The sequence below is a fragment of the Mastigocoleus testarum BC008 genome, from assembly GCF_001456025.1.
Taxonomy (GTDB): Bacteria; Cyanobacteriota; Cyanobacteriia; order Cyanobacteriales; family Nostocaceae; genus Mastigocoleus; species Mastigocoleus testarum.
In genome coordinates, this window is sequence record NZ_LMTZ01000096.1 from 22,313 (window position 1) to 44,159 (window position 21,847).

General features: G+C 37.5%; 22 protein-coding genes and 1 pseudogene. 17 read left to right on the forward strand and 6 right to left on the reverse strand.

Annotated elements, in window-relative coordinates; all coding sequences use genetic code 11:
• Positions 1-125: 125 nt before the first annotated feature.
• Complete coding sequence (psb28, locus tag BC008_RS20290) at positions 126-461, forward strand: photosystem II reaction center protein Psb28 (protein ID WP_027846029.1); 336 nt, start codon at positions 126-128, stop codon at positions 459-461.
• A 144-nt stretch (positions 462-605) separates the two neighbouring features.
• Positions 606-1,115 carry a MogA/MoaB family molybdenum cofactor biosynthesis protein gene (locus BC008_RS20295; RefSeq protein ID WP_027846030.1) on the forward strand — a complete coding sequence of 170 codons (510 nt, stop codon included), beginning with the start codon at positions 606-608 and terminating at the stop codon, positions 1,113-1,115.
• 595 nt (positions 1,116-1,710) lie between these two features.
• On the opposite strand, the gene mraY is transcribed toward BC008_RS20295, so the two are convergent.
• Both mraY and BC008_RS20305 read right to left on the reverse strand, forming a co-directional pair.
• Entirely contained in the window at positions 1,711-2,811 is a 1,101-nt protein-coding gene (mraY, locus tag BC008_RS20300; RefSeq protein WP_027846031.1) for a phospho-N-acetylmuramoyl-pentapeptide-transferase, read from the reverse strand.
• Positions 2,812-2,903: 92 nt separating this feature from the next.
• Positions 2,904-3,149, reverse strand: a complete 246-nt coding sequence (locus tag BC008_RS20305; protein WP_027846032.1) for a DUF3134 domain-containing protein — start codon at positions 3,147-3,149, stop codon at positions 2,904-2,906.
• 266 nt (positions 3,150-3,415) lie between these two features.
• Between BC008_RS20305 and BC008_RS20310 the strand changes: the two genes are divergently transcribed.
• From BC008_RS20310 to BC008_RS20330, 7 genes and pseudogenes are all read left to right on the forward strand, one after another.
• Entirely contained in the window at positions 3,416-4,000 is a 585-nt protein-coding gene (locus BC008_RS20310; protein ID WP_027846033.1) for a PAP/fibrillin family protein, read from the forward strand.
• Positions 4,001-4,336: 336 nt separating this feature from the next.
• Positions 4,337-4,537 (forward strand): annotated as a pseudogene (locus BC008_RS51425) (photosystem I reaction center subunit IV); the annotation flags it as partial.
• A 126-nt stretch (positions 4,538-4,663) separates the two neighbouring features.
• Entirely contained in the window at positions 4,664-5,557 is an 894-nt protein-coding gene (locus tag BC008_RS20320) for a DNA-formamidopyrimidine glycosylase (RefSeq protein WP_027846035.1), read from the forward strand.
• Between the two features lie 144 nt (positions 5,558-5,701).
• Complete coding sequence (locus BC008_RS50625) at positions 5,702-5,866, forward strand: hypothetical protein (protein WP_201026150.1); 165 nt, start codon at positions 5,702-5,704, stop codon at positions 5,864-5,866.
• A gap of 67 nt (positions 5,867-5,933) precedes the next feature.
• The gene (gene ndhO, locus BC008_RS20325) at positions 5,934-6,149 is read left to right on the forward strand and encodes an NAD(P)H-quinone oxidoreductase subunit O (protein ID WP_027846036.1); all 216 of its coding nucleotides are present in this window, start codon (positions 5,934-5,936) and stop codon (positions 6,147-6,149) included.
• Positions 6,150-6,663: 514 nt separating this feature from the next.
• Positions 6,664-6,834, forward strand: coding sequence for a hypothetical protein (locus BC008_RS49595; protein WP_161938138.1), 171 nt, complete (start codon positions 6,664-6,666; stop codon positions 6,832-6,834).
• Between the two features lie 59 nt (positions 6,835-6,893).
• A complete protein-coding gene (locus tag BC008_RS20330) occupies positions 6,894-7,760 on the forward strand; it encodes a hypothetical protein (protein WP_058183795.1) in 867 nt (288 codons plus the stop codon).
• A gap of 1,183 nt (positions 7,761-8,943) precedes the next feature.
• Here BC008_RS20330 and BC008_RS20335 read toward each other — a convergent pair.
• Complete coding sequence (locus BC008_RS20335; protein ID WP_027843405.1) at positions 8,944-9,429, reverse strand: allophycocyanin subunit alpha-B; 486 nt, start codon at positions 9,427-9,429, stop codon at positions 8,944-8,946.
• Between BC008_RS20335 and BC008_RS20340 the strand changes: the two genes are divergently transcribed.
• From BC008_RS20340 to BC008_RS20350, 3 genes are all read left to right on the forward strand, one after another.
• Positions 9,428-9,697, forward strand: a complete 270-nt coding sequence (locus tag BC008_RS20340) for a hypothetical protein (protein WP_027843406.1) — start codon at positions 9,428-9,430, stop codon at positions 9,695-9,697. The two genes, BC008_RS20335 and BC008_RS20340, sit on opposite strands and share 2 nt — an antisense overlap.
• A gap of 207 nt (positions 9,698-9,904) precedes the next feature.
• Positions 9,905-11,326, forward strand: a complete 1,422-nt coding sequence (gene rlmD, locus BC008_RS20345; RefSeq protein WP_027843407.1) for a 23S rRNA (uracil(1939)-C(5))-methyltransferase RlmD — start codon at positions 9,905-9,907, stop codon at positions 11,324-11,326.
• A 394-nt stretch (positions 11,327-11,720) separates the two neighbouring features.
• The gene (locus BC008_RS20350) at positions 11,721-12,182 is read left to right on the forward strand and encodes an ATP-binding protein (RefSeq protein ID WP_058183796.1); all 462 of its coding nucleotides are present in this window, start codon (positions 11,721-11,723) and stop codon (positions 12,180-12,182) included.
• Between the two features lie 423 nt (positions 12,183-12,605).
• Here BC008_RS20350 and BC008_RS20355 read toward each other — a convergent pair whose 3' ends face one another.
• The gene (locus tag BC008_RS20355; RefSeq protein ID WP_027843408.1) at positions 12,606-12,896 is read right to left on the reverse strand and encodes a DUF6439 family protein; all 291 of its coding nucleotides are present in this window, start codon (positions 12,894-12,896) and stop codon (positions 12,606-12,608) included.
• A 47-nt stretch (positions 12,897-12,943) separates the two neighbouring features.
• On the opposite strand from BC008_RS20355, the gene BC008_RS20360 reads away from it, so the two are divergent.
• Together BC008_RS20360 and asnS are read left to right on the forward strand one after the other, a co-directional pair.
• On the forward strand, positions 12,944-13,369 hold the full coding sequence (locus BC008_RS20360) for a hypothetical protein (RefSeq protein WP_027843409.1): 426 nt from the start codon (positions 12,944-12,946) through the stop codon (positions 13,367-13,369).
• 1 nt (position 13,370) lies between these two features.
• Entirely contained in the window at positions 13,371-14,762 is a 1,392-nt protein-coding gene (gene asnS / locus BC008_RS20365; protein ID WP_027843410.1) for an asparagine--tRNA ligase, read from the forward strand.
• Between the two features lie 1,592 nt (positions 14,763-16,354).
• On the opposite strand, the gene BC008_RS20370 is transcribed toward asnS, so the two are convergent.
• Together BC008_RS20370 and BC008_RS20375 are read right to left on the reverse strand one after the other, a co-directional pair.
• On the reverse strand, positions 16,355-17,728 hold the full coding sequence (locus BC008_RS20370) for an alkaline phosphatase family protein (RefSeq protein WP_027843411.1): 1,374 nt from the start codon (positions 17,726-17,728) through the stop codon (positions 16,355-16,357).
• Between the two features lie 293 nt (positions 17,729-18,021).
• Entirely contained in the window at positions 18,022-18,225 is a 204-nt protein-coding gene (locus BC008_RS20375) for a hypothetical protein (RefSeq protein WP_027843412.1), read from the reverse strand.
• A 285-nt stretch (positions 18,226-18,510) separates the two neighbouring features.
• On the opposite strand from BC008_RS20375, the gene mnmE reads away from it, so the two are divergent.
• The 3 genes from mnmE (at position 18,511) to hisC (ending at position 21,814) form a co-directional block, all read left to right on the forward strand.
• A complete protein-coding gene (gene mnmE / locus BC008_RS20380) occupies positions 18,511-19,905 on the forward strand; it encodes a tRNA uridine-5-carboxymethylaminomethyl(34) synthesis GTPase MnmE (protein ID WP_027843413.1) in 1,395 nt (464 codons plus the stop codon).
• Between the two features lie 79 nt (positions 19,906-19,984).
• Positions 19,985-20,650 carry an HAD family hydrolase gene (locus BC008_RS20385; RefSeq protein WP_027843414.1) on the forward strand — a complete coding sequence of 222 codons (666 nt, stop codon included), beginning with the start codon at positions 19,985-19,987 and terminating at the stop codon, positions 20,648-20,650.
• Positions 20,651-20,764: 114 nt separating this feature from the next.
• On the forward strand, positions 20,765-21,814 hold the full coding sequence (gene hisC, locus BC008_RS20390; protein WP_027843415.1) for a histidinol-phosphate transaminase: 1,050 nt from the start codon (positions 20,765-20,767) through the stop codon (positions 21,812-21,814).
• Positions 21,815-21,847 lie beyond the last annotated feature (33 nt).

A 21,847-nucleotide genomic window follows, 5' to 3' on the forward strand; every position in this document is an offset into this window, starting at 1 on the left:
AATCCCTAATCGCCATATGCCGCAAGGCGGCACGCAGTGCTATCGTCAATCCCCGATCGCCAGAGAACCCTAAATGATGAGAGAATATTAGTTTAAGTATTAAATAAAGTTAAAATTCACTCATCATGGCAAAAATTCAATTTTCAAGGGGTATAAACGAAGAAGTAATTCCTGAAGTTCGCCTAACAAGATCGAAAACTGGAAATAGCGGTACAGCAACATTTATTTTTCAAAATCCTACAGCTTTAAGTGAAGGTTATACAGAAGAGATCACGGGAATGTACATGGTTGACGAAGAAGGAGAGATTGTCACCCGTGAAGTTAAAGGAAAATTTATTAATGGGAAACCAGAGGCTTTAGAAGCAGTTCATCTAATGAAATCAGCCCAGGAATGGGAACGTTTCATGCGCTTTATGCAACGCTATGCAGAAGAAAATGGCTTGGGATTGAATAAATCTTAGAACTTACCTATTGTTGGTTATTGGTCATTAGTCACTAGTCATTTCTTTACGAATTGTCAGACAAATGGCTGATGACAGTAGCCGCTCGCAACGGTAATTCTGGGATATAGTAGTCCGCAATAATGCGCCTGGAAATAATTACTAATGGCTAATATCCCTCATCCAGATAATTCAGAAATCAAAGTCAACTGTGCTGTGATTACCGTTAGCGATACAAGAACTCCACAAACAGATAAAAGCGGCGATCTAATACAGCAATTTCTCAGACAAGCCCATCACAATATTGAGACTTATAAAATTCTTAAGGACGAACCGGCAGAAATTCAAAAGTGTTTGACATTATTGGGCAAACAATCAAATTTAGATACTATCGTCCTGAATGGTGGTACTGGTATTGCACCGAGAGATACAACCTACGATGCGATTGAGAAATTACTAGAAAAAACATTACCTGGATTCGGCGAAATATTTAGATTTCTTAGTTATCAAGACATAGGTTCGCGGGCAATTGCGTCTCGTGCAGTTGCAGGAGTTTATCAACAGAAATTAATTTTCTCCCTTCCCGGTTCTAGCAATGCAGTACGTTTGGCAATGGAAAAGTTAATATTGCCAGAATTAGTTCATTTGGTTGGTCAATTGCACAAGAAAGATTAAATACTTTGGGTAACAACAATTATGTTTTGTAACAACAACCATTTTGAACCGGCAGGCAGGAAGTAGAATACTGAAACATCAATTTAATATTTATGGGCTTATGACAATTAATCCATAATTAACAAAGTTATTTTTGATGGTTCTGAAGTGATGCTAAATTTTACGCGTCAAATATTGCAATAACTTTTGGACTATAGCACTACGTAATACGTAATAAAGTTAGGACATTGGTAAATTCCGCAAAGCTATGAGTATAAACTTTTTGTAGCCGGACCCGCTGGTGACCTTAGTTATGGGCGCGATCTGTTTTTACTTTTTACTTTTGTCCTACGGACACGCAATAGCTAGATTAGAAGGGCGTCGGCGGATCCCCAAGGTGACGTTAGTCAGAGCCTTCGTCGGCGGCGTCGGCATAGCCTCTAGCCTCTAGCCTCTAGCTGCACTAAAGGCGGATCTGGCACGCTTACAACGACTCGGGCATAGCGCTATATAATTGTTGATATCAAAAAACCCCCTCAATTTGAGGAGGTTAAGAATCAATCATTCAATTTTTATGAAAATGAATTAAAAACTAATTTTATTTATATTTGACCGTCTACATTTGAGCGCCAAACAAACTTATAACTCCTAAAATTGCACCAACCATATAAAATACAGCTACAACTTGTAATTCTGACCATCCAGATAATTCAAGATGATGGTGCAAAGGTGCCATCTTAAACAAACGTTTACCTTTCCCATCCGGTCCCTTTGTGGCTTTGTAGTAACTTACCTGCGCCATTACCGAAAGTGTTTCCACAAAGAATATACCGCTGAGGATGAAGAGTGATGCCAGGCTGTTAGTAAGCAAAGCTACTGAAGCTAAAGCTCCTCCTAACGCCAAAGAACCCGTATCGCCCATAAAAACGCGGGCTGGATTCCTATTATGTGCCAAAAATCCCAAACAACTACCGCTTAAAGAGGCACAGAAAATCATCAAGCCAGGGGAATCAGGAGCAACAAGAGCACCCAAAACCAATAAAGCGATCGCAACCGTTCCTGCAGCTAAACCGTCAACTCCATCTGTGAGATTAGTAGCATTACTTTCTGCCACCAGCACAAAACCAGCTAGAGGCCAAAATAATAAACCCAAAGGCAGAGAAAAACCTAATGGTAAAGCTATATTAGTAATATCGGAAGGTTGATTTGAGATTAGCCATAAACAAAACATTGCAGCAAAAATTACCTGCAATGCCAGCTTCATCTTAGGTGATATACCTTTATTTGATTTGCGACGTAAAATTTGCCAATCATCTACCCAACCTATCAAACCATAACCCAGAGTTAGAGCAGAAACAGCAAGTACCTCTGGAGCAAAATTAGACCATACACAGGAAGCAAAAACGCCTACCGGTATAAAGAAAATACCACCCATAGTTGGGGTACCCGCTTTTTTCAAATGAGCTTGAGGACCTTCCTCCCGGATGATTTGCCCAGTTTTTAGCATTTGCAGTAAAGGTACGACCCAAAAGCCAATTGCAGCACAAGAGAGTGCGCAAAATAAAAGCGGTAAAGTTAGAGAATTTCCTTGCCAAGGCGATCTATTTGCGATCCCATCTAATACTAGTGAGGCAGTACCGAGGCCTACACCTAAAATAGAGACCAGACTGATGCCAGAGAGATTTATCCCTTGTTGAGGAGACAATTTAGCGTCCACGGATTTTTCCTTCACTCCACACTTCAAAAAGTTGACCACAGTGGTTATTTGCACCGACTCCCAAATCAGCCTTATCAGGATTAATTTAATGATTACTCTTCTACAGCGATCTCTTCTTCATCATCATCATCTACATCATCGTCGTAACCAATCCCATCATCAGCACTCATTAGGGTTTCAATTTCTTCCTCTTCTTCAGAAAGTTCCTGTTCTTGAACAGTACGCGATATTAAACGTCCACTAGAACGCAACCAATCCAATAATGATGACTCTTGTTTGAGTGGAATTACAGCTGCTCTTTGATTGCGAGGCGCTTCACGTAAAGGAGAATTTAACATACTGGGGAAGAGACAAATTCATGTTAACGAAACTAGACAATTTAGAGTCTATCACTTGATGATTGAGAATGTTAGTTATTCATTCAACTCTTTTAAACAACAATCAGTGAAAAAATTAAATCCTTTGATAAATAATGGGCGAGCAAACACCACCAAATATTAATAATTTGTAGGATGCTACACATCTAATTTATTGATACATCTAAATAAAAGACTATTTCTGAATCTGTTTGAAATCAACTTATTAATCTGGGATTGAACAAGTGATGATCGCAAAAACAAATCTTTTAAATACGATTGGCGGGAAAAATCGCGGTATATTAACAAATGAGACCGAAAAGCAAGCTATATTGGCTGCGATCGCCACCCTGGAAGATTTAAATCCAAACCCATATTTACTTGAATCCGTTCATCTGCTTGATGGTAACTGGCGTTTACTATACACTACCAGCAAAGCATTACTAAGGCTCGATCGGCTACCCTTTTATAAACTTGGACAAATTTACCAGTGTATTCGCGTAGAGAGTCAACGAGTTTACAATATAGCTGAGATCTATGGTTTGCCGTTTCTAGAGGGTTTAATTGGGGTTGCAGCCAAATTCGAGCCAGTTTCTCGTCGTCGCGTTAGTGTGAATTTTGAACGTTCCATCATCGGTTTGCAAAGCTTAATTCGCTATCAATCTCCCAGCGAATTCATTCGAGAAATTGAAACTGGTAAAAAGTTTACTGCGATCGATTTTATGTTCAAAAATAACGAACAACAAGGTTGGTTAGATATCACTTATATTGATAACGATTTACGAATTGGTAGAGGTAATGAGGGCAGCGTGTTTGTTTTAGTTAAAACATAGGATGGTCTATTCTATTGTTTGCGACCAAACATGTTATTTGACCCTTAAAGTTTTGTCAAGGATAAATATCTGTAATTTTTGAATCTGCATTGCATTAATCAAAAATAAATAAAGCTTGGTTAACAGTTGAACTTCCTAAAATCATTAATAGTGTAGATAAGTAGTACAAATATTTTTAGGATTTAAGTATTTACCCTGTCTTAACATCCAATACCTAATCTCCAATTTTCAAGAAAAATAACTTAACAAAGCCTCTGAAGGATGCCTTCAGGTTGTAGAGTGAAATCAATTAGCCAAACATAAAATGGTAATTGATAACTAAAGGGTAAAAAACTTATGGTTCAACGTGGTTCTAAAGTTCGTATTCTTCGTCGGGAATCTTACTGGTACCAAGATGTGGGTACAGTGGCAACAATTGACAAAAGTGGTATCAAGTATCCTGCGATTGTGCGGTTTAACAAAGTTAACTACTCTGGCATTAATACCAATAATTTTGCTCTTGATGAGTTGCTAGAAGTAGAAGCACCCAAAGGGAAGAAGAAAACTCCTACAGCTTCCGGTGGGAAACAAACTCCTGTGAATCCTACAGAAAGGAATACTGGAAAAGGAAGCAGCGCAAAAGTAGAGGGCGATCCCAATCAAGGTACCGAGTCCCGTTAAATTGTGCCTGAACTACCTGAAGTTGAAACTGTCAAACGGGGGTTAAACCAACTAACCCTCGATCAAAAAATAACGGGTGGGGATGTGTTGCTTCACCGCACCATCGCCTATCCTTTTTCTGCTGCTGAATTTTTGGATGGGATTCAAGAAAGCAGAATTACTAGTTGGTACCGTCGCGGTAAGTATCTTCTCGCCGAACTTATGCCTGTAGCTCCCAGGAAACAGGAAAATGGAATACACAAGGACCAGATTTCTTATGACTCCCAAAAAAGCTGGCTGGGCGTACATTTGCGAATGACAGGTCAATTATTGTGGCTGCATCCTCAGGAACCAGTACATAAGCACACGAGAGTTAGAATATTCTTTGGTAAAGAACAGGAATTACGTTTTGTCGATCAACGCACTTTTGGTCAGATGTGGTGGGTTCCTCCAAAAGTTGAAATTGAAAGTGCGATTCCAGGTTTGAGTAAGTTAGCGGTAGATCCATTTGTATCAGAATTCACAACTAAGTACTTAGCAAATAAACTCCATAATCGCCGTCGTTCGATTAAAGCTGCACTATTAGATCAATCGGTAGTCGCCGGTTTAGGTAATATTTATGCAGATGAGGCACTGTTTAAAAGTGGTATTTTACCAGAAACCTTATGCTTGAATTTGCAGGAAAAACAAATTAAGGACTTACGAATAGCAATTATTGAAGTCTTAAAAGCAAGCATTGAAGTCGGCGGTACAACATTTAGCAATTTCCTCAATGTCAAAGGTATTAACGGAAATTATGGTGGTTTGGCATTTGTTTATAACCGGGCTGGGGAACCCTGTAGGATTTGTGAGACACCCATTCAGAAAATTAGACTAGCAGGACGTTCTACTCATTTTTGCGATCAATGTCAGAAATGATCTGGAATGGGGCAGTTCGAGAAGAAAGAATATAAAGAGGTCTTTATAAGTCGTAGTTATACTCACCAGAATTAACGCTCGTAACTACCAGTAAAATTACCTTCAGATTTGCCAATTGCTTTTCCCACTAGGAAAAGTAAACTGATGACTAATTACCATATGCCGCAAGGCAGGCAAGACGCAGTGCTTATGGCTCTTAGCACAAGCGTGACGCCAGTCATACGCCACGCTTGTGCTAACACCCATTACCCATTACCCATTACCCATTACCCATTACCAATTACCAATTACCAATTACCAATTACCTGAGTAATTCAACTTCCCTAAAAGCTAAAATCTTTGAGAATACATTTCACTAGCCTCAAGAGGAATTGTAATGCCGATCAAAAAAGGAACAATGGTTCGTGCAATCCGCGAGCAACTGGAAAATAGTACCGAAGCTACAGCCAGTGACTCCCGTTTCCCGTCCTATTTATTTGAAAGTCGCGGAGAAATTTTAGATCTTAAAGGTGATTATGCTCTGGTAAAATTTGGAAAGGTTCCAACCCCTAACATCTGGTTGCGCTTAGATCAACTGGAAGAATTTAAATAAAGAATTGTGTGACATTTGTGGATTCAATAATCCCATATCCACAAGGATTCCTATATGCTGTTTGAAGATGGTAATCATTTGCAGATAGGTAATTAAATATCCCTAGTTTAAAGATATGAAGTTTTCATTCCTTTAACTGGATCTATGAACCCCTTGAAAGAGGGGTTTTATACTGGAGTGGCATTCCCAAAACCCTATGATTACAAAGTTTTGATTGAATGAGATTTTTATTCAATCATTCAACCTCAAGATTATTTGAATATTGGAGAAATCTTCGTTCTGCAATCTTAGATTATTTTCCAGTAAAGATTCTAGATATCATGACCTGAGTCACTGACGATACTTTATACTCATGCCTTTATTTAAGAAAAATTCCTCAATACAAAGATTAACTCCAGGGAATAAATTTATCTTATTCTTTATTAAACTTAGTATCAGGCAAAATAGATTGTTTGCTCTCATTTTTTGTTAATAAAAATACTCCAGGGCAAAATACCTTAGAGAAATTTTCTTGATGTTTTTTGCCATACTCCAGAAAGATAGATCGCTAGATTATCCTGGTTATGGAGGTAAAATTAAACACGCAAAATGGCATCAAGAAAAACAACTTCTCAAAGTAGAAAATCTAAAATTAGTTCTAGTACTAACAGTAAGACTAAATCTAATCCTAAAACGACTACCCTAAAGTCTCGCACTAGAAAATCAAAAGATCAGAATTCCGTAAATGAAAGCGTTAGTGAAACTATGACTGTGGAGACAAAAACTAAGGCTAAAGCTAGCACTCAAAAGCAAGAACCTAAAAAAGCTAACGAAAAAAAATCTCTAACTAGTACCAAGCAAACTAGAGCCAAGTCTAACTCTAAGAAAACTGCTGCAAAGGCTAAGACTGAGCAAGCTCCAACTACAACTAAGAAGACCAAAGCTAAATCAACTTCCAAGAAAATTGCTACTGCTACAAAGGTAGCTACCGAGGAAGCTCCAGTTACAACTAAGAAGACCAAAGCTAAATCAACTTCCAAGAAAACTGCTACTGCAAAAGCTTCTATCGAGAAAGCTCCAGTTGCTACCAAAAAAACTAGAAGTAAATCAACTTCCAAGAAAACTTCTACAAAAGCCAATACTGAGAAAGCTCCAAGCACAACTAAGCAGACCAAAGCTAAATCAGCTTCTGAAAAGGTTAGTGCGAAGGTTGGCGAGCAAGTAAAAGCTAAGTCCAATAGCAAAAAGACAACCAAAACTAAAGCTACAGCAAAGAAAGATAACGCTCAAACTCTCTTATTATTAGCTTTGTGGGATTCTGGAGCCCAAACTAAAGAAGTTAATACTTCAGATTTAATTACCCGAATCAAGCGAAAAAATGAAAGAATCGGTGCATACCAACGTGTCTTCAGACAGCTAATGAAAGTTGGAGCAATCAAAAGCAGCGGTCAAAATAATGTGACCTTAACCGACAAAGGCTCCCAAATGTTACTTGAAGGGATTACTAGCCTTAACATTGCATTTGATGGTAGACAGGTCGCGAGCAAAGTTGCAAATGCATATTTAAATGCACTTTTAGCTTGGATACGAGAAATGAATCGTACGTCTGTAGCAGAACTTTCAAATCAATAATCTAGCTACTTCGTTATTCTCACTTCCTTAAATTAGGGATAATACCTTCCACTGCACAACGATTTACTCTGATACCTAAGATAGGGGAATTGTAAAAATGCAGATGAGCAAAGCTTAAGTGGCTTCTGCAAATCAGATATTATGGAGCATATACCAGGGTCAATCTGTCTCAAAATATTTATCTTAGGTAAGTAAAACAAATGTATTTGTTCTTAAAAGAATACGACCGCCACGTTTTTTGATGGAATGTGAAATACATTCATGATTTTACTTTTAGCTGCACCTACTCTCAAATGCCATAGCCAATATCAAATTAAAAGGGTGCAATGGCACTGAGAATAGATCGGTATTTCAATTTCAATTAATCTCTTACTTGTTGCAGTATCTTATGACTTTATTAGATTCCTGCATACAAGACAGCATAGAAATAGTTACTATCTTACTTCAGACATTTGGGTGTAGATTCTCCGCCAGTTCCTCACATCTCAGGGCGGAATATTCATAAATAATCAACAGATAGTCAAGTTTTATGCAGACTTGATGTATTCATCCTTATCGAAAATTTTCTGTTTGGGGTATTCATAAATTCTCTTTATCAAGAAAGATAGAGATACTTATGCTATTCTTGCTTGTCATTTCATTTCCTATTTTTGAAGCTAAATAAAAGTCTTATTAAATTTTACGTAAATTTTATATTCAAAAATAAATCTTTTTTTTATAAATTACTGAAACCTTCCGGATATTTAATTATTTACATTGAATAAATTATTCATAAAAATAATAGCATCATACAAACTTCATTTTTATCGATCTTATTTTTATCGATCCTATAGATATTAAAATTAGCCTTCAATTTTTAGATTAGAAAATAATTTTTGATTTTTTTGTCAATTACAAGTGTAAACGCGTAACATTAGCTATAAAGAAGATATCTAATTTTACTCCCTACTATAGTTTGCGAATAAGTATATGTAATTTTATAAACATATTTAAATAGAATTTCCCCGCACTTACTTAGTGAATTGACTAATACAGCCAGAATCACCAATACTTGCGGGGAAGATAAATCAAATTGGGAATTTTATAGATTTTGGGGACTAATAGTTTTCCCTGAACTTATTGGTTTATAATTATTCCCTCAAAAGCCCAAAGAATACCCAACTAGGCGGCACTAGAGTCTCAGTTAGGACATTGCTTGAATGATGTAATCAAAGTAAGGTGCGGCTTCATTGGCATCTTCTGTGCTAAGTAATTCCAAGGAAGCTTTTTTCAAACAGTTAATTGCTTCGACCATTCCAGGAACGGGTACTCCCAAAGAATTATACATTTCACGTACGCCGACTAGGCCAATGTCTTCAATAGGATCCACATCTCCAGCAAGAACACCGTAAGTAATCAAGCGCAAATACCAGCCAAAATCACGGATACAAAGGGAACGCTCCTTCTGTCCGTAAGCATTACCGCCAGGAGAGATAAAATCAGGTCGCTTTTGCCATAATTGTTTAGTTGCTTGATCAACTATTTTTTTCTCGTTTTCAGAAAGGGTTGTGGCAATTCTTACTCTTTGTTGTCCAGTTTGTAAAAAATCTTGGATATTCTTAAGTTCGCCACTGCTGGGGTAACGCAGTTCGTCATCAGCTTTCAGAATAACTTGGCTTACTACAGTCATGATTATTTCGATTGTCTTAAATGAAATATTATTAGCTAGTTTAACGAGTCTAAGGGGTAGAAGTGAACAGTTATTAATTAAGGCTTACTACAGTTCTGTTCAAATTGTTCAATTTTGCCCAGAGGTTTTCAAGGTACTGGTGCTTGAGAAAATTGTAATAATTACCCCTTCATCCAAAAATACAGAGCATGATTTGGTCGATGATAAAAACCGATGGGATAAGCCGAAACGTATGATTTTTCAGTACTTTACACGCCAAGATACTTAAAATATGTCAATAAAGTTTATGCGATCGCAACACTGCAAAATGGCTACTAAAAATTTTATTTGGACATATGGCAGCTGTTACGGGTAAAATGAACAATCTTACTCCTTGCTCATAACTTTTACCCGTTATCCATTAACTATTAGCTTATAACGCTGCAACTATTGAATGTAAGCAGTGAAAATGAACTAAATAAACAGCTAAATAGCAATGACTGAAACCAAATGGCGACAGGGTGAATTAATCGAAGTTGAGATTGTTGATTTGAATGATACAGGAGATGGAGTTGGTAAAAAGGATGGACGAGTAGTATTTGTAGCAGATACAGTTCCGGGCGATAGGGTTATTGCTAGACTGCGACATGTGAAACCTAAATATGCCCATGGCAAGTTACAGGAAATTAGACAGCCATCACCCAATCGTATTCGGCCATCATGTATTGTGGCAGACAAGTGTGGTGGTTGTCAGTGGCAACATATCAATTATCAATTACAGCTAGAAGCAAAGCGCAATCGAGTAATTCAAGCCTTGGAACGAATTGGAGGTTTTGCGAACCCTCCGGTTGCTCCAGTTTTAAAAGCACTTGAAGCGCTGGGTTATCGCAATAAAGCGACCTATCCTGTGGGTACTTCTGGTAACGGTAAATTTATTGCTGGTTACTATCAAAAAAATAGCCACAAATTAATTAATTTGAATCATTGCCCTATACAAGACGTTCGCTTGGAACCTTTACTCAAAAGGGTTAAACAAGACATAGAGCGACGGGGTTGGAAACCATACAACGAAAAGCTACACCAAGGAGAAATTCGTCACATCAGCTTCCGGATCGGTCGTCGGACTGGCGAAATCTTATTAACAATAGTAGCTAAACAAGTAAATATACCAGGAATAGAAGAACAAGCACAAGAGTGGTTAGACCACTATCCCCCGCTTGTAGGAGTGATGTTAAACCAGAATGGCGAACGTACGAATGTCATATTTGGATCTGATACTCGTTGTATCGCTGGCAGACCTTATCTGCGAGAAAAATTTGCCGGTTTGGAATTTCAAATTCAAGCTGAAACTTTTTTCCAAGTATATACAGAGACAGCTGAATCTCTGTTGCAAATTATTCAGTCAGAACTGAATTTACAAGGTAATGAATTGCTTCTTGATACTTACTGTGGCATTGGCACATTAACTCTGCCACTTGCCAAACAAGTAGGACAAGCCGTGGGTCTAGAAATGCAAGTCAAAGCTGTAGAACAAGCAAAATTGAACGCCCGAATCAACAACATTGACAATGTTACATTTTATGCAGGTAAAGTAGAGGAATTGCTACCTAAAATGGATTTGACTCCAGATATTGTTTTACTCGACCCTCCACGCAAGGGATGCGACATCCAAGTGATTGAAACACTTCTTATGTCAAAGCCAGAGCGTATTGTATACGTTAGCTGCAAAGCTTCAACCTTAGCTCGAGACTTGAAATTACTTTGCCAAGATAAAGTATATAATATAACTAGGATAGTGCCCGCCGATTTCTTTCCACAAACCGCTCACGTCGAAGCAGCAGCTTTCGCTGTATTATCACAAATAGATGCGGGAAGTAAGTCCTTTACAAAAAAGTCAAATTCCAAATTTGTAGCCTAGCGTATAGTAAAAATGCTAAAATTGAACTAATCTGAAAATATGATTCCTTTTGAGTAAATAAATTAAAGCTGCATGGACTTCTTAAAAGTTATAAATTTAGTTGTTTAAATTACAAATCAGCAAAAGTAAAGAGTATATGAACACTCTTTTGGCTTAAAAGTAATTTTTAGTTATGAACTGCAGTTGCAGATAAATATACAAAAATCTGATTTGTTATCAACTTAATTCAAGAACTTAATTCTATAAAAGATAGTCAGTGTAATAAGCATTTTCAAAATTTATTTCTAAAGATTAAAACTTGCTTGAAGGAAAGAAGACCACCTAAATTTTAATCAGGGTGCCTGTGACAGCTTGCCTGATGTCTAGCTAACTCTGAAGCTACGGGGTTTCTCTTGTGATTACTATTTCACTCCGTCCTGTCGGACGTAATTGGGGCACTATTAGTTTCGCCTCAACTCTATATCTCTGCCCAATTTTAGATTTACTCCTGGCAGAAATACCAAACAAAATGCAAGCCGAACTGCGTTTAGGGCTTCAAGAAGCCTTAGTTAACGCAGCGAAACATGGGAACAATTTAGATCCTAGTAAAAAGGTAGTTGTTCGTTTTTCTTTGATAGACGACAGGTACTGGTGGATCATTTCAGACCAAGGATGTGGCTTCAACCCGAATTGTCAATATCGTGACGATCCTGAGGAGTATCTTCCTCCAGATGAGTCAGAAAGTGGTCGTGGTTTGAGTATCTTGCATCTAATATTCGATCGAGTTGAGTGGAATAGAACTGGTACCGAATTAAGACTTTGTAAACAATTAGAAAGTCGTCCTAGGATACCTTTACTTTCACGTAATAACAATTAATTTCCGCAATGCTACTATTCTCGAGGACGAGAACATAGGTATTGTCTGGAATAATAAAAAGGAATCTCTATTGTATGTTGTTTATTAGATTTCTGAAGCACTCCTAAATTTAATTTAGGAGATTGCTTACTTTACTATCGAAATAAACATACTTAATAATAAATCTTGAATATTGGAAGGCAGAGCACTCAGATACACACAGTAGAGTCAGTGAGATTCTAACACTTATCTAACGCTTACAAATATATACAACATGGGATTGGGGGATGTCTGTGATGTATATCATACTGAAATCAAATCTAGGTTAAGAACTTTGATAACCAATAATTGACGGTTAACTTACCTCAGTCGAGTTCTAAGTGTCAACCGTCAAATGCTACCTAAATCTAAATAAACAAAGATAAAGATAGCGATTAACAATGCCTACTCTTTATTTTTCTTATGACCGTGGGTAGGACAAGGTGGCGCACTGATAGACTTGTCTAGCCAGCCAGTAGCTTGTTGCAGCCTCGGAAGGGCTTCTTGTTGAGAGTCTTTAAGTAGAAAAACTAATGCTGCTGCTGTCTGTTCGCAAGCACGAGCTTTGCGGTTAGACTTGAGTCGATGCCAATCGTTAGGAGAAATACTCAATCTCTCCATTAAAGCTTGAGCTAGTTCTAGAGTACTAATTTCACTTAATTGATTACTTTGGTTCAAATGGGTAGCTTGAGACATGACAGGTAGGCATTATTTAGGCGTTTTCCTTTACTTTACAACCTTGTATGAATTTACCTGATCGACCATCTAAACAGTCTGAAGAAGAAAATCTCCTAGAGGTATTTGAAGGATTAATTGTTGAAGCTGAACAAACACTTCAAGTCTTAAAAAACCGCTACAGTAAAATACTTACTGAGCGACAACGTCAAAATGAACTAGCTCAGCGCTTAGAGCAACTAAAGAAACAAAATAAAAAACAAACCCTTCAAAAGAACTCGAAGCAAGAATTAAAATTAAATTTGGAACAGGTTAAAGCACAACTAGAAACCTTAGAAGATAATTTGGGTTTATTTTCCAGGAGTTATCTGGCGCTATTTGGTGGTATTATCATTTTTTCCAAGAGTGGCTTAAAAGATGCCTTCTGGCAAGTCATCCGCTTTGCTGGATTGGGCGTTATCATAGGCTGGTTATTAAAAAGTTTTGCTGGTTAAGATGATAAATCGACGGATTAAAGACATACTGCACAGTGGGGAAGCTGAAGAGAAACTCACAGCATGTGGTTGGGTGCGAACCAAACGAGAATTAAAAGGATTTGCTTTTATAGAAGTCAACGATGGTTCTTCCTTAGCTGGTCTGCAAGTAGTTTTGGACGAAAATACATTAGATTATGAAGCTGTTCTAAAGAAACTAAATACAGGTGCTTCAGTAGAAGTTACGGGAGTATTAGTACCTTCCCAAGGAAAAGGACAGCGAATCGAACTCAAAGCACAAACTATCAAAGTTTACGGTGAAGCAGATCCGGAAACCTACCCCTTACAAAAGAAGCGTCATTCCTTTGAATTTTTACGCACTATTGGACACCTACGTAACCGTACCAACTCTTTAGGTGCTGTTTTACGGGTGAGAAATGCTTGCGCTACAGCAATTCACCAATTCTTCCAAGAACGGGAATTTTTATGGGTACACACACCTATTATCACCGCAAGTGACTGTGAAGGTGCGGGTGAACTTTTCAACGTTACTAATTTAGATTTAAAAAATGTTCCACTTACGGATAAAAAGGAAGTAGACTACAGCAAAGATTTTTTTGCAAAACCTACATATTTGACCGTGAGCGGTCAGTTAGAAGCTGAAGTTATGGCGATGAGCTTCAGTAACGTCTATACCTTCGGTCCTACTTTCCGTGCAGAGAATTCCAATACCTCCCGACATTTAGCAGAATTTTGGATGGTCGAACCAGAGATGGCTTTTTGCGATCTTAACGGAGATATGGATTTAGCCGAGGAGTTTCTCAAGTATATCTTCCAATACGTTTTAAAACATTGTTCCGAAGATATGGAATTTTTTAATCTGCGGATAGATAAAACTGTATTGGAAACGGCTAACAATATTATTGACAATAAATTTGAACGTGTTACTTACACTGAAGCCATCAAGCTTCTAGAAAAAGCCAAGGTTAAATTTGAATATCCAGTAAGTTGGGGTTTAGATTTACAATCTGAACACGAACGCTATCTCTGCGAAAAATTATTTAAAAAACCAACGATTGTTACTGATTACCCCACAGAAATTAAAGCGTTTTATATGCGTCTGAATGACGACGAAAAAACTGTGGCTGCAATGGATATTCTTGCACCCAAAATAGGTGAAATAATTGGCGGTTCTCAACGGGAAGAACGGTTGGATGTGTTGGAGAGACGAGTCAAAGCTCAAGGACTTGAACCAGAAGATTTGTGGTGGTATATGGATTTACGACGTTATGGAACTGTCCCCCATGCAGGGTTTGGACTTGGCTTTGAAAGGTTGGTTCAATTCATGACTGGTATGACTAATATTCGTGATGTAATTCCATTTCCCAGAACACCACAGAGTGCTGAGTTTTAGCTTTCAGTTTAAGTTTTGTGTCTGAGTGCTTTAGTTAAAATAGTACTTTCAATTAGATAAGGTACGAACTTTTAGGTGTTGGGAAATAGGAACGATGGGTTAGAAGCATCCTCATAGATGAACGCGTCAGGATGCTTCTAACGCGAAACGCCTGTACGGCGTTTATCACAAAAATTTCTGGTATTAATCATTATGAAGTAATCACACTCTTCCTGAGTGGAATTTGGAATGAGCTGAATTATATAAGGCTTTAGTATTCATAGTTATAAATTTTGTAGTCAAACATAACATCGACTATAAAACTTATTTGTGAGGAGTAATGCTCAGTAGGGGAACTACAACCCCCTTTATCACTTCTGCAAAAGACGTCTTGAACTACTTTCTTATGATATTTCCACAATCCTTAAAGATTTAATTATTAGCCTGAAAACCTTAGGTTAATAACTGCCTAGCTCTATCTGATATCAATTCCCACGTCACTATAAGAAACCGATTGAAGAAAATAAAAAACCGACAGTCTTTGGTGGAAGGCTGTCGGCAATTAGTGTGTTCCCTATTAATGACTCGGCTAGAGTTCAGTTATACGTATTATGCCCAGTACAACTATTTCAGGGGAGGATCTTAATCATAAGTTTTTGTGATTGTCATCACATAATTCTTGTCGTGAAACTGCATCCTTCTAAGCAGCTAATTACAATGGTTTCATTAAATTATTGAAGTCATTGCATAATTCAAAAAAGTAATCTTAGTTATAATTTAAATTTATTTAAAGCACCACGTTCTGAGTATAATGACGGAAATTTAATATAAAAATACTTTAAAGCACTTAATAATTTCTCCAGTATCTGACTGAGATAAATAAAAACCCTAACAAATATAAATACTTTTCATACATTCGCTGAATATGAATGCCTGAAAAGCAACAGATATAACAATACTCACTTGTTATAGAGTGTAGTGAAGTTGTTTATCTAATACTTAGACAAATAATCTTGACGGTAGGAAATAATTCTGGTTAATTTGGGGTAAATAGTAGTAATTGCACGAAAATATAGATATTTTGAGCAAATTACTTATACCTTCTAAATTTAAACAGCATTAATTCCTATTTACTATCACTTAAATTATAATCTATTTACCCCTACAAACAGTAACTTTCGTTACTTGTATGCGATATAAGCTCAGTGATATATAGACATTTAGACATCTAAAAGATAAATTAACTGATTCAAATATACGGAGTTAATTGTTTATAAAAAAGTAATTTACTATGCCAATGGAGTGGCTGATTTTTAGCTCCTTAACTAATTAGATATAAAGTTTTTAAGCACCATTGTAAGGGTCTAAAAATATATCCAAAATAAATCTGTAGATTGCATTTACCTGTCTACGAGTTGGGAGTAACTTTCATTCAGCAAGCTCTATCAACACATGTGCAAGTAACCTCCAGCAAATCAAATAGATAAGTGACTCTTACCAGTAAGTAGGACTATGCTACGTTGAGAAGATTATATTAGAAGTACTATATTGCCTGAAAACTCCCAAAAGATAGAAATTATGAGTAAATTTTCTAGCTAGAGGTTAATTAACAGCTAAAAACGATAAGCTAAAAATGGGGTTATCATTTCAGCGCGGCTTAAACCACCATGAACTCCAGTCGGTCCATGATGACGCTCTTCCTTAGTAACTTGCTGACGACACATCCATTCTCCACGTGGAATAACTAACAAATCGCCAATTCTGTCCTTGGATTCCATATTCATTTCTTTACCGGGAATTCCAAACAAACCTAACTCAATAGCTTCTGAAGTAGTTACGATTAAGAATTCTTCGCTAAAATTTTGCTGCATATAGTTAAGAACAGCAGCTTCTGCTCCATGCTTGACGTGTAAAAAACGAATTCGCGACTCACCCGTTACCGCTGGGACCGATAGAAATTTAGTTAAATCCGGATGTTCGTCAAGCCATAAAATTTTATCTGGGAATGACTGACGTTGTCCGTGGTCTGCTGTTAGTAGCATAACAGTATCACTGTGACCCGCTAGGGGATCTAAAAGTTCGCGTTTAAGGGCAAAATCAATTGCAGCAATTTCTGCCCGATATGAAGGAGTTAAAGGTCCGTAGCGATGAGAAACTCCATCGATGTTAGGCAAATATATGTAAGTAAAGCTTTTTGTTTGATTGTTACTGGCTAGCAAACGTTGACGTAACTGAGCGAAAGCATCAGCAGCAGTCATGTAACCTTTAAAGTTACTGGTTCCGGCTTGACTACCTCCGCTAGTATAACGGCTGATACTTGTTTGTTTGAATCGATAAAAATTGATAATTTCTACATCCACACCAGCTTTCTCCATCCGCAAATAAATATTAGGTACGGGTAGTAAGGTGTCTGGATTAAGTTGAGTATCAAGAAAAGATGCAGAAGTTGGAGCTATATTAGGACAAAAACCAATCAGGTTAACAACGCTACCAATTTCTCGGAAATAAATATTAGTGCCCATTATGCCATGTTGAGCCGGTGCGTAACCTGTTGCAGCTGAAGTTAATGCAGTGACCGTTGTGCTGGGATAAACGGAAGTTATCGGCATAAAAAAAGCTTGCTGTTTATGGGAAGCGATCGCAAGCTCTGGAGTATCTTTTGCATCCATCAAGCTTTGCAACTGATCGAAACCCAAGCCATCCATAATTAATAACACCATATGATTAATTGGGGCTTGTCGCAGCCATTCTTCCCAAGCAGAAGCGATCGTGTCAACTCCTAATAATTTGGGATTAAAAGCTGGTAATGTTGCTTGCTCGCTTAAACTTGGCGCATCAAGACAAAGTTGTTCGATAGCCAGAGCCGCGATATTCGCCAATCCTAATCCTTCGTAGTTGGGGCGTACTGCATCTGAACCAAAGGTTGACGGTAATTGTTGCTTAGCCAAAAGCGCTTTTTGTGCTGCGGCAATTGTACTGTTATTCATTTTGTTTTGTAAGGCCACCATGTACTACTTTAGCGAAAGCAAGAAAAGCATGTAATATCATCTTAAAAGTAGGTTTTTAACTTAAAGACAAACAACCTTCTAATAAACCTATTCAAGAATTGATTAACGATAGCCATTAATTACCTCTAGTTTGCGAAAATTAGAATTACATTTTGTGATGTTTGCGTACTATGATAGTTTTATAGGGAGATGTGAACGACCCCAACTGAGCTAAGTTATAGTTGGGGGTTAGAAGCAATGCTTACAGAAATTTTCTTAATTAAAGCTCCCAGCTACAAATCGTCTGGAATAACCCATTTGGGAGGTTCCATCATTTTCTTCATTCTTGCAGCTTCTGCCATCTCTAACATTTTATCTAAAGAGGTATTCTCAATAAATTTTGTCGCTTCTTCTCTGTACTCGGTATTAGGACATTTATCACCTAAAACACAGCCATTAATACAGGCTTCTTTGCAATTGATTTCGGTGCTCTCCATTTCAGGTTTCCTTGTTTATTTTCTCTTTGGATCTCTAATCGCGCATCATCTTAAAGCGCCTACTGTAGAAGGTAATCCGGAATTGTAGACCGGATAAGTAGAAATACCCTTCTCCTACCTAAATATTTTATCGCTAGTCAGATTTGCTCTGGGAATGAACTCCAATTTGATAAATTACCTATTACATCAACTCTGATATCAACTAAAGTAATCTGAAAAGAAAACACAAAATTGCTAATCTAACCAATATCAATTACAAATATTGAATCTCAATTAAAGGCGCTGATGTCGGAAATATTTGCCACCACTGGAACTATTACAGCCATTGCTACTGCTGTTGTCCCCCAACAAGGTAGTGTAGGAATCGTGCGCGTCTCTGGTTCAGAAGCAATGAAAATTGCTGAGACTATTTTTCATACCCCGGGAAATCAAGTTTGGGAAACTCACCGCATTCTTTATGGTTATATCCGCCATCCCCAAACAAAACAAACTGTGGATGAAGCACTTTTATTAATTATGAAAGCACCTCGTTCCTATACCCGCGAAGATGTGGTGGAATTTCACTGTCATGGCGGAATTATGGCGGTACAACAAGTATTGCAACTATGCTTGGAAAATGGTGCGAGGCTCGCCCAACCTGGAGAATTTACCCTCCGCGCCTTTTTAAATGGGAGGCTAGATTTAACTCAAGCTGAAAGCATAAAAGATTTGGTAGGTGCAAAATCTCCTCAAGCAGCACAAGCAGCACTTGCAGGTATACAAGGTAAATTAGCTGTTTCTATCGGAAAATTACGCGCCCAATGCTTGGATGTTTTAGCAGAAATTGAAGCCCGAATAGATTTTGAAGATGATTTACCGCCTTTAGATTGTGATGGGATATTAGTACAAATTGAAAATTTTATTGCTGAAATTGCTAAATTGTTAGCAACAGCAAATAAAGGTGAAATGTTGCGGAGTGGTTTGAGAGTTGCAATTGTTGGACGCCCCAATGTAGGAAAATCTAGTCTGTTAAACGCTTGGAGTCGCACTGATAAAGCAATTGTAACTAATTTACCTGGAACTACTCGGGATGTTGTGGAATCCCAGTTAGTTGTTGGTGGAATACCAGTACAAGTACTAGATACCGCAGGAATTAGAGATACAGAAGACCAAGTTGAAAAAATTGGTGTCGAGCGTTCTGAGGGTGCAGCAAAAGCAGCAGATTTAATATTATTTACTATTGATGCTTCTGTTGGTTGGACAGATGCGGATGGAGAAATTTACGATCGCATCAAACATCGTCCTGTAATCTTAGTGGCGAACAAAATTGATTTGTTACCAGAAAATGAAATAATAAATCTTGAATCTCAAATTCAGGAGTCACACTCTAGAGTCATGACAGCTGCTGCCCAAAATCAAGGTATTGATGCTTTAGAAGCAGCGATTTTAGAGAAAATTGGTTTGGGTAAACTACAAGCTGCAGACTTAGATATTGCCATTAATCAACGACAAGCTGCAGCACTGGTTAGAGCGAAAAAATCTTTAGAACAGGTACAAATTACAGCCCAACAACATTTAGCTTTTGATTTTTGGTCAATTGATTTACGGGGTGCTATTCAAGCTTTAGGAGAAATTACAGGTGATGAGGTGACAGAATCAGTTTTGGATCGCATATTTAGTAAATTTTGTATTGGGAAGTAGGTATTACTGGGGATTAGCGACTGGGGACTGGGGATTGTGAATTATTTACTTCTTACTTCTTACTTCTTACTCAAGATCGATGTCTAAATTTAAAATGTTGGCGACTGACTATGATGAGACAATTGCTACAAAAGGTACATTGACTAACAGTGCCGAAAAAGCTTTATTACTTGCAAAAGAAGCAGGTTATCTTCTGAGTATAGTTACAGGAAGGGGATTTGATAGTTTATTATATGCCTGCCCCCAAATTGAAATGTTTGACTCAGTTGTTGCTGAAAATGGAGCAATCCTATACTTTCCATCTACTGGAAAACTAGAATTTTTAGCAAATAGTCCTCCCTTAGAATTTCTCGGTCAATTAATGAAAAATGGCGTCCCATTTCATCAAGATAGAGTTGTGACGGCAGTTTACAGTCAATATGCTGAAAAAGTAAATGCTATAGTCAATGAATTTAAATTTCCTCTACAGATTATTCCCCATAAAAACCGACCTTTGATTTTACCTGCAGGAATAGATAAAGCAAAGGGACTAGAAAAAGCATTATTACATTTTGATTTTACAAGTGAGCGAGTAATTGCTATTGGCGATGCAGAGAATGATTTACAACTTTTCGATATTTGTGGATTTAAAGTTGCTGTTGGTAACGCACAAGATGTAGTCAAAGCAAAAGCTAATTGGGTTGCAACTAAAGTTCATGGTGATGGAGTTTCAGAGTTTATCAAGGAATATTTACTTGCTCCGTAGGTCTATTCATTATTTTCGCCATATTCTAGAGACAGGACATATCGCGTCTCTAAGACTTGTGACAAGCAGTAATTTATAAATTAACTACAAAGAATAAGAACAAAGGAAAAAGTAATGGGTAGTTTTTTTCGTTCTAATATTGATGCAATGACCGGATATATCCCCGGAGAACAACCCAAACCTGGGAGTAAAATTATTAAGCTTAATAGTAATGAAAATCCCTATTCCCCTTCACCTGCGGTGGAAAAAGTGTTGCAAAATTTTGACTGGAAACGTTTACGCAGGTATTCCGATCCTTTTGCAAATGAATTCCGTAATGCTGTGGGTGAAGTGTTAGATGTTCCCCCTGATTGGATAATTGTTGGTAACGGTAGCGATGAAGTTTTAAATTTAGTAATTCGCGCTTGTGCTGAACCAGGACGAAAAGTAGTTTACCCCATGCCAACTTATGTACTTTATCGTACTTTGGCATCGATGCAACCAGCTGAAGTTATTGAAATTCCCTACCCAGAAGATTATCGTTTACCTGTTGAAGAAATTATTCGGGCTGATGGTGCTATTACATTCATCGCTACACCCAATAGTCCTTCTGGACATGTAGTACCGTTAAAAGATTTGCGATCGCTAGCTACAAATCTGTCCGGTGTGTTAGTTGTTGATGAGGCTTATGTTGATTTTACAACGGAAGATGCATTGTCTATTGTTAAAGAGTTTGACAATGTAATTTCAATCCGGACTTTATCGAAAGGATATTCTCTTGCAGGGATTAGGCTGGGTTTTGGGATTGCGAATCCTAAACTATTGACAGGTTTGTATAAAATCAAAGACAGTTACAATATAGATGCGATCGCCTGTGCTGTTGGTGCTGCTGCAATCCTAGATCGAGCTTATAAGAATGCTTGCATAGAAAAAATTACAACATCAAGGGAAAAGTTAGCATCAGAATTCAGAGAACTAAGCTTTCGCGTTTGGGACTCCCAAACAAACTTTTTGCTCGTTCAACCACCCCGAGATAATGCTGAAGATATATACTTAAAACTTAAAGCCCAAGGAATTTTAATTCGTTATTTTAAACAACCCGGTCTAAAAAATAAGTTACGCATCACCGTAGGTACAGATGAACAAAATCAAGAACTTATAGCGAGTTTAATGCCTTTAGTTTAATATCTTGAATTTATTTATTTAATATCTGTAATT